This window comes from Streptomyces sp. 2-1 (assembly GCF_048564895.1).
Classification (GTDB): domain Bacteria; phylum Actinomycetota; class Actinomycetes; order Streptomycetales; family Streptomycetaceae; genus Streptomyces; species Streptomyces phaeochromogenes.
This window is the reverse complement of sequence record NZ_CP183383.1, coordinates 1962506-1977685: the sequence shown is the minus strand read 5'-3', so window position 1 is coordinate 1977685 and position 15180 is coordinate 1962506. Positions and strand designations below refer to the sequence as shown.

Annotated in this window: 10 protein-coding genes; 2 read left to right on the top strand and 8 right to left on the bottom strand. The window is 71.1% G+C overall.

Annotation, left to right across the window (positions count from 1 at the left end):
• Window positions 1-199 precede the first annotated feature (199 nt).
• Window positions 200-2404, top strand: coding sequence for a glycoside hydrolase family 3 N-terminal domain-containing protein (locus ACN20J_RS08655; protein WP_419668859.1), 2205 nt, complete (start codon window positions 200-202; stop codon window positions 2402-2404).
• Between the two features lie 33 nt (window positions 2405-2437).
• Here ACN20J_RS08655 and ACN20J_RS08650 read toward each other — a convergent pair whose 3' ends face one another.
• From ACN20J_RS08650 to ACN20J_RS08625, 6 genes are all read right to left on the bottom strand, one after another.
• Window positions 2438-3346: a carbohydrate ABC transporter permease gene (locus tag ACN20J_RS08650; RefSeq protein WP_419665649.1), complete on the bottom strand. Its 909-nt coding sequence runs from the start codon at window positions 3344-3346 to the stop codon at window positions 2438-2440.
• Window positions 3343-4365 carry a carbohydrate ABC transporter permease gene (locus tag ACN20J_RS08645; RefSeq protein ID WP_189843915.1) on the bottom strand — a complete coding sequence of 341 codons (1023 nt, stop codon included), beginning with the start codon at window positions 4363-4365 and terminating at the stop codon, window positions 3343-3345. Before ACN20J_RS08645 ends, ACN20J_RS08650 begins: the two co-directional genes overlap by 4 nt.
• The gene (locus ACN20J_RS08640; protein ID WP_419665648.1) at window positions 4365-5735 is read right to left on the bottom strand and encodes an extracellular solute-binding protein; all 1371 of its coding nucleotides are present in this window, start codon (window positions 5733-5735) and stop codon (window positions 4365-4367) included. The genes ACN20J_RS08645 and ACN20J_RS08640 overlap by 1 nt, the downstream gene beginning before the upstream one ends.
• 194 nt (window positions 5736-5929) lie before the next feature.
• Window positions 5930-6616, bottom strand: coding sequence for a peptidyl-prolyl cis-trans isomerase (locus ACN20J_RS08635; protein WP_419665647.1), 687 nt, complete (start codon window positions 6614-6616; stop codon window positions 5930-5932).
• The gene (locus ACN20J_RS08630; protein WP_419665646.1) at window positions 6613-10929 is read right to left on the bottom strand and encodes an NEW3 domain-containing protein; all 4317 of its coding nucleotides are present in this window, start codon (window positions 10927-10929) and stop codon (window positions 6613-6615) included. The genes ACN20J_RS08635 and ACN20J_RS08630 overlap by 4 nt, the downstream gene beginning before the upstream one ends.
• Before the next feature lie 150 nt (window positions 10930-11079).
• A complete protein-coding gene (locus ACN20J_RS08625) occupies window positions 11080-11964 on the bottom strand; it encodes a MurR/RpiR family transcriptional regulator (RefSeq protein WP_361992367.1) in 885 nt (294 codons plus the stop codon).
• 305 nt (window positions 11965-12269) lie between these two features.
• Here ACN20J_RS08625 and ACN20J_RS08620 point away from each other — a divergent pair, with 305 nt between their 5' ends.
• Window positions 12270-13052 carry a sugar isomerase domain-containing protein gene (locus ACN20J_RS08620; RefSeq protein ID WP_189843792.1) on the top strand — a complete coding sequence of 261 codons (783 nt, stop codon included), beginning with the start codon at window positions 12270-12272 and terminating at the stop codon, window positions 13050-13052.
• Between the two features lie 98 nt (window positions 13053-13150).
• Here the strand turns inward: ACN20J_RS08620 and ACN20J_RS08615 are convergent, their stop codons facing one another.
• Together ACN20J_RS08615 and ACN20J_RS08610 are read right to left on the bottom strand one after the other, a co-directional pair.
• Window positions 13151-14167: an ABC transporter ATP-binding protein gene (locus ACN20J_RS08615; protein ID WP_362295431.1), complete on the bottom strand. Its 1017-nt coding sequence runs from the start codon at window positions 14165-14167 to the stop codon at window positions 13151-13153.
• Window positions 14160-15140, bottom strand: coding sequence for an ABC transporter ATP-binding protein (locus tag ACN20J_RS08610; RefSeq protein WP_419668858.1), 981 nt, complete (start codon window positions 15138-15140; stop codon window positions 14160-14162). Before ACN20J_RS08610 ends, ACN20J_RS08615 begins: the two co-directional genes overlap by 8 nt.
• Window positions 15141-15180: the final 40 nt, after the last annotated feature.

Sequence of the window (15180 nt, the reverse complement as noted above, 5' to 3'; positions counted from 1 at the left end):
CGGGCCACCTGCCCCGTACGTCCCCGTAGCCCCACGCGAGAACCGCACGGAAGGAACCGGCCGCATGCCGACTCCGGAACACTCGGCCGCCCGGCCCGAGCGGACACCCGAGGTTTCCCGGGGCCACGACACGCAGAGCCCCCTCTATCTGGACCCGGACGCCGCCGTCGACGACCGGGTCGCCGACCTGCTCGGCCGGATGACCCTGCGGGAGAAGGCCGGCCAGCTCAACCAGCGGATGTACGGCTGGGACGCCTACCGCCGTACACCGGACGGCTTCGAACTCACCGAGGCGCTGTACGCCGAGACCGAGCGCTTCGCAGGCCTCGGTGCCCTGTACGGACTCCTGCGCGCCGACGCCTGGTCGGGCGTCGACCACTCCACCGGCGCGGGTGCGGCCGACGGCGCCACGCTCGCCGACCTGGTGCAGCGCCACGTCATGGAAAGCAGCCGCCTCGGCATCCCGGCGCTCCTCGTCGAGGAGGTCCCGCACGGCCTCATGGCCCTGGACGGCACGGTCCTGCCGGTCAATCTCGCCGTCGGAGCCACCTGGGACCCTGAGCTGTACGAGCAGGCCGCCGCCCATGCCGCGGCCGAACTGCGGGCCCGTGGCGGCCATGTCGCCCTCGTCTCGGCCCTGGACCTCGCGCGCGACCCCCGATGGGGCCGTACTGAGGAGTGCTTCGGCGAGGACCCGTATCTGGCCGCCCGCCTCACCGAGGCGCTCGTGCGTGGCATGCAGGGGCAATCCGGTTGCGGGGATGGGCAGTTCGCCGGGGACAAGGCCGCCGTGGTGCTCAAGCACTTCGCCGGACAGGGCGCCACCGTGGGCGGCCGCAACTCCGCGGAGTCCGAGCTCGGCCCCCGTGAACTCCACGAGATCCATCTCCCCGCCGCACGGGCCGGAGTCCGGGCGGGAGCCGCTGCCGTCATGGCCGCGTACAACGAGGTCGACGGGCTTCCCTGCGCGGGCAACAGGGCCCTGCTCACCGGGCTGTTGCGTGAGCGCTGGGCCTTCGACGGGCTGGTCATGGCCGACGGGCTCGCCGTCGACCGGCTGGCCCGGATCACCGGCGACACGGTCTCGGCGGGCGCCCTCGCGCTCGACGCGGGTGTCGACCTGAGCCTCTGGGACCACGGATTCACGCACCTGGAAGAGGCCGTCGAGCGCGGACTCGTCACGGAGGACGTGCTCGACGCAGCCGTCGCCCGGGTGCTGCGCCTCAAGTTCCGTCTCGGGCTCTTCGAACGGCCTTGTGCCGAAGACCGGTTGACCGCTCCGTCCCCGGACCGAGGCCGGGAACTGAGCACCGCCCTGGCCCGAGGCGCGGTCACCCTCCTCCACGACGACGGAGGTGTCCTGCCCGTCCGCCCGACGGTGTCCCGCATCGCGGTCCTCGGCCCGCACGCCGCCACCACCGCCCACCAACTCGGCGACTACACGGCCCCGCAGCGCCCCGACACCGGCGTCAGTCTCCTCGACGGACTGCGGCGACTCGCCCCGCCCGGAGTGGACATCCGCCACGCCCGCGGCTGCGCCCTCACCGGCGACGACCTGTCGGGGATCCCCGAGGCCATCGCCCAGGCCGGCGTCTCCGACCTGGCCGTGCTCGCGCTGGGCGGCAGCAGCGCCCGTACTCCCGAGACCGACTTCGCCGCCAACGGCGCGGCCCTCGGCGCTGTGTCCGAGATGACCAGCGGAGAGGGAGTCGACCTCGCGGGACTGCGGCTCGGCAGGGCCCAACACGCCCTGCTGGACGCCGTCGTGGCGACCGGTACCCCGACGGTCGTGGTCCTGGTGCAGGGTCGCCCGCATGCCGTCCTGGAGGCGGCGGAACGCGCGGCAGCCCTGCTCACCGTCTGGTACCCGGGCCCGTGGGGCGGCGACGCGATCGCCGAGGTGCTCCTCGGGCACGCCGAGCCGCTCGGACGCCTGCCCGTCTCGGTCCCGCGCTCGGCCGCCCAACTCCCCGTGTACTACAACCACAAGGACACCGAGTACGGGGCCTACGTCGACGAGAGCGCCGAGCCCCTCTACTCCTTCGGGCACGGACTGTCGTACACGAGCTTCGCCTACGGGCCGTCGCTGCTGTCCGGGCACACCGTCACGGTCGACGTCACCAACACGGGGGAACGGGCCGGGCGCACCGTCGTCCAGCTCTACATCCGACGCCTGGTCACACCCGTGTGGCCGCGCACGCTCGAACTGCGTGCCTTCAGGAACGTCGAACTCACTCCGGGAGAGACCCGCACAGTCGCCATCCCCCTCGACGCCGACCAACTCGCGCAGGTCGGCGCCGACTTGGAGACGGGCGTGCTGCCCGGCACCATGGAGATCCGGGTCGCGGAATCGGCACGGGCCGCGCTGGACGCCGTACCGGCCGTGCTGCGGATCGACGGTTGACGGCGACGGTCCACAGCGACGGCCGACGTCCCGTCAGAGCTTCACGGCCCCCGACGAAACCCCCTTGTAGAACCACCGCTGGGTGATCACGAACAGCACCAGTACCGGGATGACGGAGATCACCGAACCGGCCATCACCACCCGCTGGTCGTAGCCGAACGACGAGCTCTGCAGGCGCGAGAGACCGAGCGTCAGCGTCATGTGTTCCTCCGAGCGCAGCACGATCAACGGCCAGAGGAAGTCGTCCCAGGCGCTGATGAAGGTGTTGATGGTGACCACCAGGATCGCGCCCCACGCGGACGGCAGGTACAGATACCGGAAGCGCTGCCACTCGCCCGCGCCGTCGAGCATCGCCGAGTCCTCGATCTCGCGTGGCACCGCCATGAACGCGGCACGCATCAGCAGCACGTTGATGGCACCGACGAACCCGGGCAGCCACACGCCCACCAGGTTGTCGACCAGGCCCAGATCGCGGATGCTCAGGAACAGCGACACCATGATCGACTCGAAGGGGAACATCATCGAGGCGATCAGTACGACCCAAACCGCCTTGCGGCCCTTCCAGTTGGGCTTGGAGAGCATGTAGCCGGCCGTGGTGGAGAACAGCAGCTGGCTGCCGACCGACAGGACGACCACGAACATGCTGTTCCTGATGTACGTGGCCACCGGCACCTGGTCGAAGACCGCCCGGTAGGCCCGCAGGGTCGGCTCGTGCGGGAACAGTGAGGCGTTCGCGCCGAAGACGTCCTCGCCGGTGCTCTTCAGAGAGGCCAGGAGCTGCCAGACCAACGGCCCGACGGTGATGCCGAGCACGAAGAGCAACAGCAGGTAGCGGACGACCAGTTCGCGGGGGCGGCCGTAGTCCCGCCAGCGTGGGAGCAATCTCCTGCGCCGTGGTGTCTCGGTCCCGGTCGAGGTTGCCGTCGCTGTCGCGGTCGTCATGACTCGTCCTCCCTCGTGAGCCGCTGCGCCAGCAGGGTCAGCCCCAGCGTCAGCAGGAACAGCGCCACACTGACCGCCGAGCCGTAACCGGCGTTGCCGGTGATCGGGTCGAGGCCGACGTCCTTGATGTAGAAGGGCAGCGTGCGGTCCGCGCCACCGGGGCCGCCGGTGGGGCCGCCGAGCATGTAGAGCTCGGTGAACACGCGCAATGAGCCGATGCCGGTGAGGGTGCCGACCAGCATCATGGCCTGACGGACACCCGGCACGGTGATGTGCCAGAAGCGGCGGACCGCACCGGCGCCGTCCATGGACGCCGCCTCGTGCAGTTCCTTGGGCACGTTCCCCAGCGCGGCCAGGTAGAAGATCATGTACCAGCCGAGCCCCTTCCACAGGGTCAGGCCCATCGCGGAGAACAGGATCAGCCACGAGTCGGACAGGAACGGGATGGCGTCCCTGATCAGATGGGCCTTCTCCAGCCAGGTGTTGATCAGCCCGTCGTCGGCCAGCAGCCACTGCCAGCTCAGCCCCACGACGACGCTGGAGGCGAGGACGGGGGTGTAGAAGGCGGAGCGGAAGAAGCCGATGCCGGGCAGGTTCTTCTCCACCAGGACGGCCAGCAGCAGCGGCAGCAGCACCATCAAAGGCACCACGATCAGCGCGTACAGGATGCTGTTGCGGGTCGCCAGCCAGAAGTCCGAGTCGTCCAGCATCCGGGTGTAGTTGTCGAGCCCGACGAAGCCCGCGGCGCCGCCGAGCGGCTTGGCGTCGGTGAACGACAGCAGGAGCGTGTTGAGGAACGGGAACACGCCGAAGACCACCGCGCAGACGATCGCGGGGGCGGTCCACAGCCATGGCAGCCACCAACGGCGGTACAGCGCCGCGCCGTTGGCTCCGGGAGCGGGGCCGGGCAGCACCGCCCGGCCGAGTCGGCGTATGCGGGACGGGGCCGCGCCCGGCGCGGAGGCTGTGTGCTCCGTACCGGGCGCGGACACCGGCTTCGCGGTCTGCGTCGCCACGATCAGCCTGCCTGCTTCAGCAGCTCGTTCGCCTTCTCCTGGGCGTCCTTCACCGCCTGCTCGGGGCTCTTCTTGCCCTGCATGGCCAGCTGCACCTGGGACACGATGGCCTTCTGCACGGCCGGGGAGACGTTGGTCTGGTAGGCGGTGGTGGTCTTGAGCTGCTCGGCGACGAGCTTGCGGGCCTGGGAGAAGGGGTCGCTGCCGGTCGCGTTCTGGAAGAACGGGTCGTCCAGCGAGGTCGTGGTCGTCGGGAAGATCACAACGTTCGGATCCTTGCACCAAGCCGTCTGGTTCTCGGCGTTGGTGAGGAACTTGGCGAACGCGAGCGCCGTGGGGGCGTGCTTGCTGGTCGCGGCGACCGAGATGTACTGAGGGGCGGCCGTGGTGTGGCCGAGCGCGTCGAAGGGCTGCTGGCCGACGCCGGTCTTGGCGTACACCGACGGGCTGTTCTGCTTCACGAAGCGCACGAAGCTCGGGTTCGTCGAACCGTAGGCGACCTGGCCCTGGCTGTACGGCGTGGAGGGGTCGTTGCTGGAGGACAGCGAGTCCTTCGGCATGGCGCCTTCCTTGTACAGCTTCGCCATCCAGGCCACCCACTGGGTGGTCCTCGGATCGTCGGCGAAGACGGCCGACTTGCCGTCGGCGGACAGCGTCCTGATGTCCATCTGGTCCCAGTCGGCCGGGATCCGCCAGATCGGGTTGGCCATCGTCGCGAAGTACTTGCCCTTGGCCGACTTGGCGATCTTCTCGTAGTCGGCGAACAGCCCGAACATCGTCTTCGGCGGCTTCGCCGGGTCGATCCCGGCCTTCTTGAGCATGTCGGTGTTGTACGTGAGGAGGACGCCGCCGGTGTACCAGGGCAGCACGGTGTGCGCCGCCTTCCCCGAGGCGTCCTTGTAGGTGCTGGACTTCCAGAACGCCGGGACGAAGGGCTTCGCGGCGTCCGGGTCCTTGACGCCCACGTTCAGTAGGTAGCCGGCCTTGGTGAGGGCGGTCGCGGTGGGGGCGTCGATGTTGATCACGTCCGGCATCGTGCAGCCCTGGGCGTCGGCGACGGTGCGCTGAGTGAACGTGCTGTCGCCGGGATCGTCGATCCACTTGACCGAGGTGCCGGGGTTGGCCTTCTCGAAGTCCTTGATCACCCCGTTGAAGAAGCCCCCGAAGTCCTTCTTCAGGTTGGTCGTCTGGAAAGTGATCTTCCCCTCGACGTCACCGGTGAGCTTGCCCGACCCGACGTTTCCCTCGTCGACCTTGCAACCGCCCGCGGTGGCGCCACCGTCGTCGGAGCCGCCGGAGAGGCCGCAGCCTGCGGCCGTCAACGTCACCACGACGAGCCAGGCCAGGGATCCGGTCAGTCTTCTTGCGCGCATTGCTGCCCTCCTGAGACCCAGTCTGCTGCTGGTTCAATTCACCAACTTCGACTCCGATTGATGAAAAGGTGGACCAGAATTCATCGGAGGTCAATGGGTCCTGTGTTGCTTTTAGGTTCCGGACGCGGTCGCTGCGCGGTCGGTACGCCGTCGGCGCGCGGCCCGTGGACGGCCGTCGTGCGGCCGTCGTGCGGTCAGTGCCGGTGCTCGTGGTCCGGGTGCGACGGATCGCCGGGATGCTCGTGCCCGGCCGCGTACACCACCCCGGCGCGCGCCCGGTCGAGCCAGGCGAAGAAGGCACGCCGGCCGGCGGACCGGCGCAACTCGTGGGCGACACCCTCGTGTACGCCCTCGTACGGCAGGTGGTCCGAGGTGTCGGTCCCGCCGAAGGGGTCGACCCCGCGTCGCAGGGCGTCCGGGGTGAGGAAGCGGTCCGGGTTGCGGTCGTAGTAGTCCCGTACCGCCGACTCCGGCACGTCCTGTTCGCTCTCCAGCGCGGCGAGCAGGACGCGCGCGGCCGGGGAGTGGGCGAGCACCGCGGCGACGATGCTGCCGAGATCCGCGACGTCCTCCTCGGCCACGGCGAGCACTTGCGCCGGCCGGACCTCATCGGGAGGCCTCAGTCCGCGCTCGGCGCAGGCCCGGCGGGCCAGTTCGTCCACGACGACCACCTGGGTCGCCCAGCGCCGCCGCTGCCGTTCGGCACGCGCCGACGCGTCGGGGCGGGTCACGGGATCGCGCGGCGGTACGACCCTCAGCAGCGCGTCCACGTGCGCCGCGGCGAGGGCGTCGCCGTCCACGAGCGCGGCCACGCCGTCGGGCAGGTGGACGTGTGCGGGCCCGCCGGGTGGATGCGAACGCGCATGTACGTGATCGCTCATGGCAGCACCTCCAGCGGTACGGCCTCGGTGTAGGCGACGCTGCCGTGCCAGGCGATCTTCGCCATCAGCCAGTACGAACCCGGGGGCACCGCACCGCCGTCCACCTCGATCGCGCACTCCAGCCGCTCCCCGGCGGGCACGGTGAAGCCCTGGCACCCCGGACTCACCCCCGACCAGGTGCCCCACGACGACACCGCCCACAGGGTGCCGTCGACCGGACCGCGGGTGGTGTTGCGGACGGTCACCGGAACTCGGCCGAGCTCGCCCGCGCGCACCCGGATCCGCTCAACTCCGAGTCTGGACACGAGAGTTGGACCCTTGCGACCGTCCGGCTCGCCCTCCGGGACGGTGCCCGGCACGTCGAGCGCCACGACGTCCTCGTACGTCTGACCGCCGTACGAAAGCAGGGCGGCGAGCCAGTGGCGGCCGGGTGCGGCGTCCGGGGCGGGGGTGACGGTGACCTCGGCGAGGGTGAATCCGCCGGGGCCCAGCGCGTACGGCAGTTCGGCGGGTTCGGCGGACCAGCCGGGCGGTACGCGCAGGGCGACCGTGCCCGAGACCGGGGCGTCGGTGAGCTCCGAACTGACTCGGACCGTCGCGGTCACGGGGTGCCCGGAGACGGTGAGCGCGGTCGGCGAGACGTACACCGCGACGGGCATGTTGCCGCGCGGGGCGGGGCCTGAGTTGTGCAGCCAGTACCGGGTGTGGACGGGTTGCGCGGGCTCGTGCGCGGCGACTCCGGGGCCGTGCGGTGTCCGTCCGTCCTCGGGAGTCGCCAGGACCGTCGCGACCTCGAACCCGGTCAGGCCGATGTCGAGAACCCCTTCCTGGTCAGGGGCCAGCGGTGCCCCCGGGTTCTCCAGAACGTCGGCGCGCGCTCCGGCCGTCCACGGCAGCGGGCCGCGCACCCGGGCCTGGACCGGGCGGCCGGACACCTCGTGCATCCGTACGACGACTCCGCGGCCCGGGTCCGCCGGGGCCACGCTGGCGCGGGCCAGCGGAGAGCCGACCGGTTTGAGCGCGTCGAGCAGGACCTCGCCCTCCGGTTCCAGTGCCAGCAGGGTCGCTTTCCTCGGCAGGACGGGGGCCTGCGGCGATGGGTCCGACACCTCCGATGCGTCCGTCGCGTCCGATCCGGCTCCGTCGCGCAGCCGTGCCGTGAGCGGGTGGTTGTACGCGTGGCCCGTGCGCGGCAGACCCAGCTTCCGCCAGTCGCCCTCGCCGCCCACCACGGCGTACTCGAAGGTGTGGGACCAGCGCTGGAGTTGGAAGGCCGAGCCGTCGGGGGCGGTTCGGCGGGGCGGGTCGATCCAGATGCCCGAAGGCCAGCCCGTGCACGAGCGCATCAGCGACATGTAGAGGTCCCCGGACGAGGTGACCACGCAGCCGGGTGTGCCGCGGTTGAGGACGGCGAAGCTGCGGCCGTCCCAGGCGTCGCCCGGCGGCAGGGCCTCGCCGCCGCCCGCCGCCGTGGCCCGCAGGACCGCGTCGTCCAGGTCGGCCACCAGCGCGTCGACCGCCTTGGCGTCGTCCTGCGGGCGGGCGCCCGCCACGACGAGCAGCGGCAGCCGTTCGAGGTCGCGGAGGTCGGCTCCGGGGACCCACTCCTCGCGCAGGCTCGCGCGTGGCGCGACCCAGACGGCCGCCACGCCCCGCTCGGTGAGTTGGCGGCGCAGCTCGCGTCCGGCGGCCGGGTCCCAGCCGAGCGCTTCGGCGACGACCGCGTTGCGTTCGGGGCCGCCGACGGCGATGCGGATGTCGGGCAGGTTGGAGTCGATCTCCAGGTCGCCGTAGCGCGGTCCGTCGGCGATCGTCGAGGTCGCGGTGACGCCGGCGCGGACCAGGGCCGCCGCGAGCGGGGTGCCGAGTTCACCGGCCTCGTCCCAGGAGGCGTAGACGAGTTCGGCCACGCCGATCGAACGGTGGCCGAGCAGCGCGCCCGTGTCGTCGCGGATCTCGGCGCGGGCCGTGGAGCCGAGGCCGAACCAGGTGTTGGCGGGGTTGTCCAGCGTCCACGGGAACCGCTCGCTGTCGACCTCCACGAAGCCGAACCCGCGCCCGATCACGGCGTCGGCCACCTCGTGCACCGGCAGTCCGCCCCGCACGTCGGAGGGCCAGCGGACCCGGATCAGCCGGTCGGCGCCGTCGTACCCGTCGATGGTGGTGGACACGTCCAGACGCGCGACTCCCTTCCACAGGCACAGCCGCTGTGTGTAGCGGAAGAGGCCGAGGTCGGCGGTGACGGTGATGCGGGAACCGGCGGGGGAGTGCTCGACCCGGACGGTGGCGGTCACATCGCGGCTGCGGGCGGCCGTGGTGCCGGTCGGAGTGAGATGCCAGGGGCCCTCGCCGAAGCGGGGGTGCCGCGGGTACTCCTCCTGTACGACCAGCTCGTTGCCGATGTCACCGGCGCGCAGCAGGTCCCGTCCGCCCTCGACGAGCGCGCGCAGCCGGCTCACCCCGCCGCCGCGTCCCGGGTCCACGGTCAGCTCGTAGAACTCGTTGCGGATCGTGGTGCCTTCGCCCGGCACCCACTCGGGGACGGTGCCCCGAGCGAGCGGGAGCGCCTTGATCCCCATGCCGGGGACCTCCGGCACGATCACGCGCAGCTCGCCGTTCTCCCGCACGGCGGGCAACGGGAGACCCGTGTCGTCGAGCGGTACGAGTCCGGGGTCGTCGACGGTCAGTACGTCCTGCCGTTGCCAGGTCGCGGAGTTGAACACCACCAGGTCGGGGCCGCCGCCCGGCAGCGGGGCCACGTGCCGGGCGAGGGCGTCGGTCGCGTCGGCGTGCACGGTCTCGGCGAGGTCCGCCAACTCCCGCCACCCGGTGAGCAGGTCGATGTAGACCTGGTCGGACTCCGAACCGGTGATGGCGTCGTGATGGGCGCCGTAGATCAGCTGCCGCCAGGCCTTGTCGAGGGCCGCGTCCGGATAGGGGTGCCCGGTGACGAGCGAGGCGAGCGTCGCCCAGGCCTCGGCGTCCGCGAGCAGCGTCTCCCCGTACCGCTGGGCCTGTTTCGTGTCGATGTAGGAGACGTCCTTGCCGGTGTAGACGGGGTTCATGTCCCGGGTCTGCGGTGACGCCGTGCGCCCCTCGGCGTCCAACTCGGCCCGTACGGCGGCGAAGAAGTCGCGCGGCACGGCGCTGACGAAGCGCGGCCAGACATAACGGGCGTTCCAGTCGCGGTGGATGTCCATGACCCAGCGGCACGGCGGCGCGTAGTCCCCGCCGACCGGGAGCAGCACATTGCGGGTGAGCGCGACCTGCTTGAGCCCCTTGAAGAGCTTGAGCGCGGCGGCCTGGGCCTCGGGCAGCGTCGGCGCGTTGTCGATGGCCCAGCCCGCGCCGTAGTGGTTGACCATGTACGCCGTCAGCAGCCCGCGTCCCGAGGGGGCGATCCAGGAGAACTCGGCGGGGAACTGCATCCGGTTCGGATCCCGGGGCTCCTCGCCGAACACAGACAGCGTGGGACCCCACTGGTGGAAGGGGCCGCGCGCCCACGAGCTGGAGGACAGTCCCGCGTCGGCCATCAGCCCCGGGAACTGCGGGTCGTGGCCGAAGGCGTCCAACTGCCAGGCCGTCTCCGGCGACGCGCCCATGACGGCCCGCTGGAAGCCGTCCCCGTAGACGGCGTTGCGGATGGTGGCCTCGGCGCCGGTGAGGTTGGTGTTGGGCTCGTTGTAGGTGCCGCCCATGATCTCGACCCGGCCGGTCCGCAGCAGCTCCCGCAGGAAGGCGCGCTCCTCCGGGAAGGCGTCCCAGTACGGCTTGAGGTAGTCGACCTCCGCGAGCACGAAGGTGTACGCCGGATCGCGGCGCGCCAGATCGCAGTGGGCCCGTACGAGACTCATGCCGGACTGGCCGCGGGAGTCGAAGGTGCGCGCGGGCAACCCCGTCGACGCCGGGTCGTCGGCCACGTCCCAGGTCTCGGTGTACGCGCCCTGGGTGTTCCACCAGACGGGGTCGTAGTGGAAGTGGCTGACCATGAACATCGTCCAGCCCGGCTCCGCCGCCGTGAACTCGGCGGGGTGCACGGCCACTTGGGCCTGGTCGGTGGCGATCACGTCGGTCGCGGTCACCGAGATGTCGCGGCGCTCGCCCGGGGCGAGGCCGGTGCGCACGGGTATCTCGGCGCGCGCGGTGCCGTCGTCGGCCACCGTGACGAGGGCCTCCCCGGCGACACCGGATCCCTCGACGGTGAGACGGACGGACCGGCCGGGGGTGTGGCTCAGCTCGACGGCCACGATCTGGCGCGGCTGCTCGGTGGTTCCGACGAAGAGCTCGGTCGACTCGACAGAAGTGACGCGCATGGGGCTCCTACGAGGATGCTCGGCGGAGCACCATCGTGGCACCGAGGGGATGGTTCAAACAACCATCTTCATGTTTTCTCGGTGGTTCATCCATACATCCTCGGTCATCACCGGGCATCGCCGGTCGTCGCCAGTCATCGGCGGCCGGAGTCAGCGGGTCCGGCGGTTCTTCACCGTGTGCTGCGGGGTGATGTGGTCGGTCAGCGCCAGTGAGGCGCTCGCGCGCTGGTAGGAGAGCTGGGCGACCCGGACGTACAGGCAGTCGATGAGGACGAGTACGGAGTGCCGCCCGCCGATGCTCCCGGTGCGGAAGCTGGTCTCCGAGGTGGCGGAGATCAGCCGGATGTCGGCGGCCCGGGCGAGCGGTGAGCGCGGGTCGGAGGTGAGCGCCACGGTGGTGGCGCCGCGCTCCTTGGCGAGCTCGAAGGGCTCGATGGTCTCGCGGGTCGCCCCGGAGTGCGAGATGCCGATGGCGACGTCCGCCGGAGTGAGCAGCGCGGCGGAGGTGGCCGCCCCGTGCACCTCGTTCCAGCCCCGCACCGAGCAGCCGATGCGGAAGAGGCGGGTCTCGGTCTCCTGGGCGACGGCGCCGCTGCCGCCGACGCCGTAGACGTCGATGCGGCGGGCACGGGCGACGGCCTGGGCCGCGCGCTCCAGCGCGTCCAGGTCCATCCGGTCGATCGTCTGCTGGACCGCGCGCAGGTCGGCGCTGCCGACGACGGCTACGACGCGTTCGAGACCGTCGTCCGGGGAGATCTCGGGGCCGATCTCCGCACTGCCCCAGTCGGACACCTCGCCGCGACCGCGCTCCTGGGCCAACTCGATCAGCAGGTGCTGGTACGAGTCGAGGCCGATGGCACGGCAGAAGCGGGTCACCGTGGCCTGTGACGTGCCCGTACGGCGGCCCAGCTCGGCGGCGGAGGAGTGGGTGACCGCCGCGGGATCCGCCAGGATCAGCTCGCCCACCTTCCGGAGCGAGCCGGCCAGCCGGGGCAGCTCGGTGCGGATCAGCGAGGTGACGTCCGTCGGGGGCATTCCGTTGCCGGCGCCGGTCCGTTCCATGGGGTACCCGATCTCCTCGGTCGTGCTTGCTGTGCAGCTCGGTGATGCCTGCTGTGCAGCTCAGTGGTGGCTGCTGCTGTGCAGCTGAGAATGTATCAGCCACCCACCATCTCGCAGATTGAATCTCAGGACCGAATGCGGCTCTGGCCCGGGTCGGGCCCGGGGTGCGGTGACGGCGCCGGTGGAGGGGGCGTTGCCCGCCTCTCGTGGCCTATGGTTTATTCATTCAAGTAAGCTCGTAAGGGATGGTGGTTTCATCCACCGGTGGGGAGTGCCGCGTGACCGTCGACTCTGTGAACGCCAGCGGGTTTGCGCGTGAAGGCCTGGACGCCCTGAACCGCATCGCCGCGTCCGCCCAGTCCGCCGAGGGCGCCGAGGGCGAAGTGCGGCGCGCCGCCGAGCTGATCGCTCACTGCGTGCGGACCGACGGCGTGATCCAGGCGTTCGGCACCGGGCACTCCCAGGCTCTCGTCCTGGAACTCGCCGGACGCGCCGGGGGGCTCGTGCCCACCAACCGCCTGAGCATCGCCGACCTCGTCCTGTACGGCGGCGACGCCCCGAGCGTCCTCGACGACCCGCTCCTGGAGCGCAAGCCCGGCGTCGCCGAGCGGATCTACGATCTCGCCGAACCGCGGCCCGAGGACCTGTTCGTGATCATCTCCAACTCGGGCGTCAACAGCGTGATCGTGGAGATGGCTCTGCGGGCCAAGGAGCGCGGTCACCGCGTCCTGGCCATCACCTCGCTGAGCCACACCCGGGCCGTCCCCGCCTCCCACCCCAGTGGCCGGAAGCTCGCCGACATCGCCGACGTCGTCCTGGACAACGCCGCGCCACGGGGGGACGCCCTCCTCCCTCTCCCCGGCGGCGGCTCCGTCTGCGCCCTGTCCACGCTGACCGGCGTGATGCTCGTCCAGATGGCCGTCGCCGAAGCGGCCTCACTGCTGCTCGCGGCAGGGGTGCGACCGCCTGTGTACGTCTCGGCCAACGTGCCCGGGGGGTTCGAGGGGAACCTTGACCTTGAGACGCGGTATGCGGGGCGGATCCGGCGGACGGCGAGCTGATCGGTTGCGCTCCGCTGGGCGGTGGTGATTCACCTCGGGTGCGTCGTGGCTGGTCGCGCCCACGCGGCGGAGCCGCATATCGATACGGTCCCGCGCTCCTAGAGGGGCGCGCCTGCCTTGGTCGCGGTCACCTCCTCCAGGGGGAAGTGGCAGGCCGCCCTGTGGTGGGCAGCCTCGGGCGTCGGTGCGGGGGAGGTCTCGGCGCAGATGTCCTCCGCACGCCAGCAGCGGGTTCTGAAACGGCAGCCGGACGGCGGGTCGGCCGGTGAGGGGATCTCGCCGGTGAGCAGGATGCGCTCCCTTTTCGTCCCGCCCCCGGTTGCCAGGGAGGGGGCAGCCGACAGGAGCGCTGCGGTATAGGGGTGCCGCGGCTGCTCGAACAGTTTCTCCGCCGGCCCCGTCTCCACGATCCTGCCGAGGTACATCACCGCGACCCGGTCGGCGACATGCCGTACCACGGAGAGGTCGTGCGAGATGAACACGTACGACAGCCCCAGCTCGTCCCGCAGATCACCCAGCAGGTTGAGTACCTGCGCCTGCACCGACAGGTCGAGTGCGGAGACGGGCTCGTCGCAGACGATGACGTCGGGCTCCAGCGCCAGGGCGCGGGCGATCCCGATCCGCTGGCGTTGTCCTCCGGAGAACTCCTGCGGGTGGCGACGTGCGTCGGACGCGCGCAGCCCGACCATCTCCAGCAGCTCAGCCACACGTGCCGCGCGCTTCGAGGCGGGCACGAGATCGCGGTGGGTGAGCCACGGCTCGCTGATCAGATCGGCCGCGCACAGCCGGGGGTTGAGCGAGCCGAACGGGTCCTGGAAGACCATCTGCACCTTGCGGCGCCAGGCGAGCAACTTCGACCCCGACAACGAGAACGGGTCCACTCCGTCGAACCGTACGGTGCCCACGTCGGGCCGCTCCAGCATCAGCAGCACCCGGGCCAGCGTGGTCTTGCCGCAACCGGACTCGCCGACCAGGCCGAGCGTCTCCCCGCGCTCCAGACGCAGATCGACCCCTTCGAGCGCGCGCAGCCTGGTGCTGCCCTTCGCGGTACGCGGAACCGTGAAGCTCTTCGTCAGGCCGGTGGCCTCAAGCAGTGTCGTCCCGGGCTCAGGCATCGGCCAGTTCCTTCCCGAAGTGGCAGGCGGCGGCGCGGTCGGCCCCGGTCGTCTCCAGCACCGGACGATGTGTGGCGCACAGGTCGCGGGCCATGGGACACCGCATACGGAAGGCGCAGCCGGAGGGCACGGAGCGGGGATCGGGCGGGCTGCCGGGGATGGAGTTCAGCCGGGAGCCCTTGTGCTGCTCGGCCGGTACCGACTCCAACAGGCCCCGCGTGTAAGGGTGGTTGGGCTTGCCGAACACCTCGGCGACCGGGCCGGTCTCCACGACCGTACCCGCGTACATGACGGCGACCCGGTCCGCGTGCTCGGCGACCAGGCCGAGGTCGTGGGTGATGAGCACCAGGGCCATCCGCTGCTCGCTCCGCAGTTCGAGCAGAAGGTCCATGACCTGGGCCTGCACGGTGACGTCGAGAGCCGTGGTGGGCTCGTCGGCGAGCAGGACCTTCGGCCGCAGCGCGACAGCCATCGCGATCAGCAGCCGCTGGCGCATCCCTCCGGAGAACTGGTGCGGGTAGGCGCCCGCACGCGAGCGCGCCTCCGGGATACCGACGCGTTCCATCAGCTCGACCGCTTTCGCCCGTGCCGCGCGCCGGGACATCCGCTCGTGGATACGGAACGGCTCCGCGAGCTGCGCCCCCACCGTCTGGACGGGGTTGAGCGCGCTGAGCGCGTCCTGGAACACGATGGCGAGGCCAGGTCCGGCGAGTCGACGCCTGGCCCGTGCGCCGAGCGCGAGCAGGTCCTCGCCCTCCAACAGGGCCTGCCCGCCCACGACTTCGGCAGCCGGATCGAGTAGCCCGGCGACCGCGTGCGCCGTCATGCTCTTGCCGCACCCGGACTCGCCCAGCAGAGCCAGCGTCTCGCCCGAACGCACGGCGAAACTCACGCCGCGTACGACGGGGACGGGCCCTGTGGCGGTACGGATGTCGACCGACAGGCCGTCGACGGTCAGAGTGTCAACGGTCAGGGTGCCGGCTCGGGTTGAGGCACGGTCGCCGGGAGCGGGA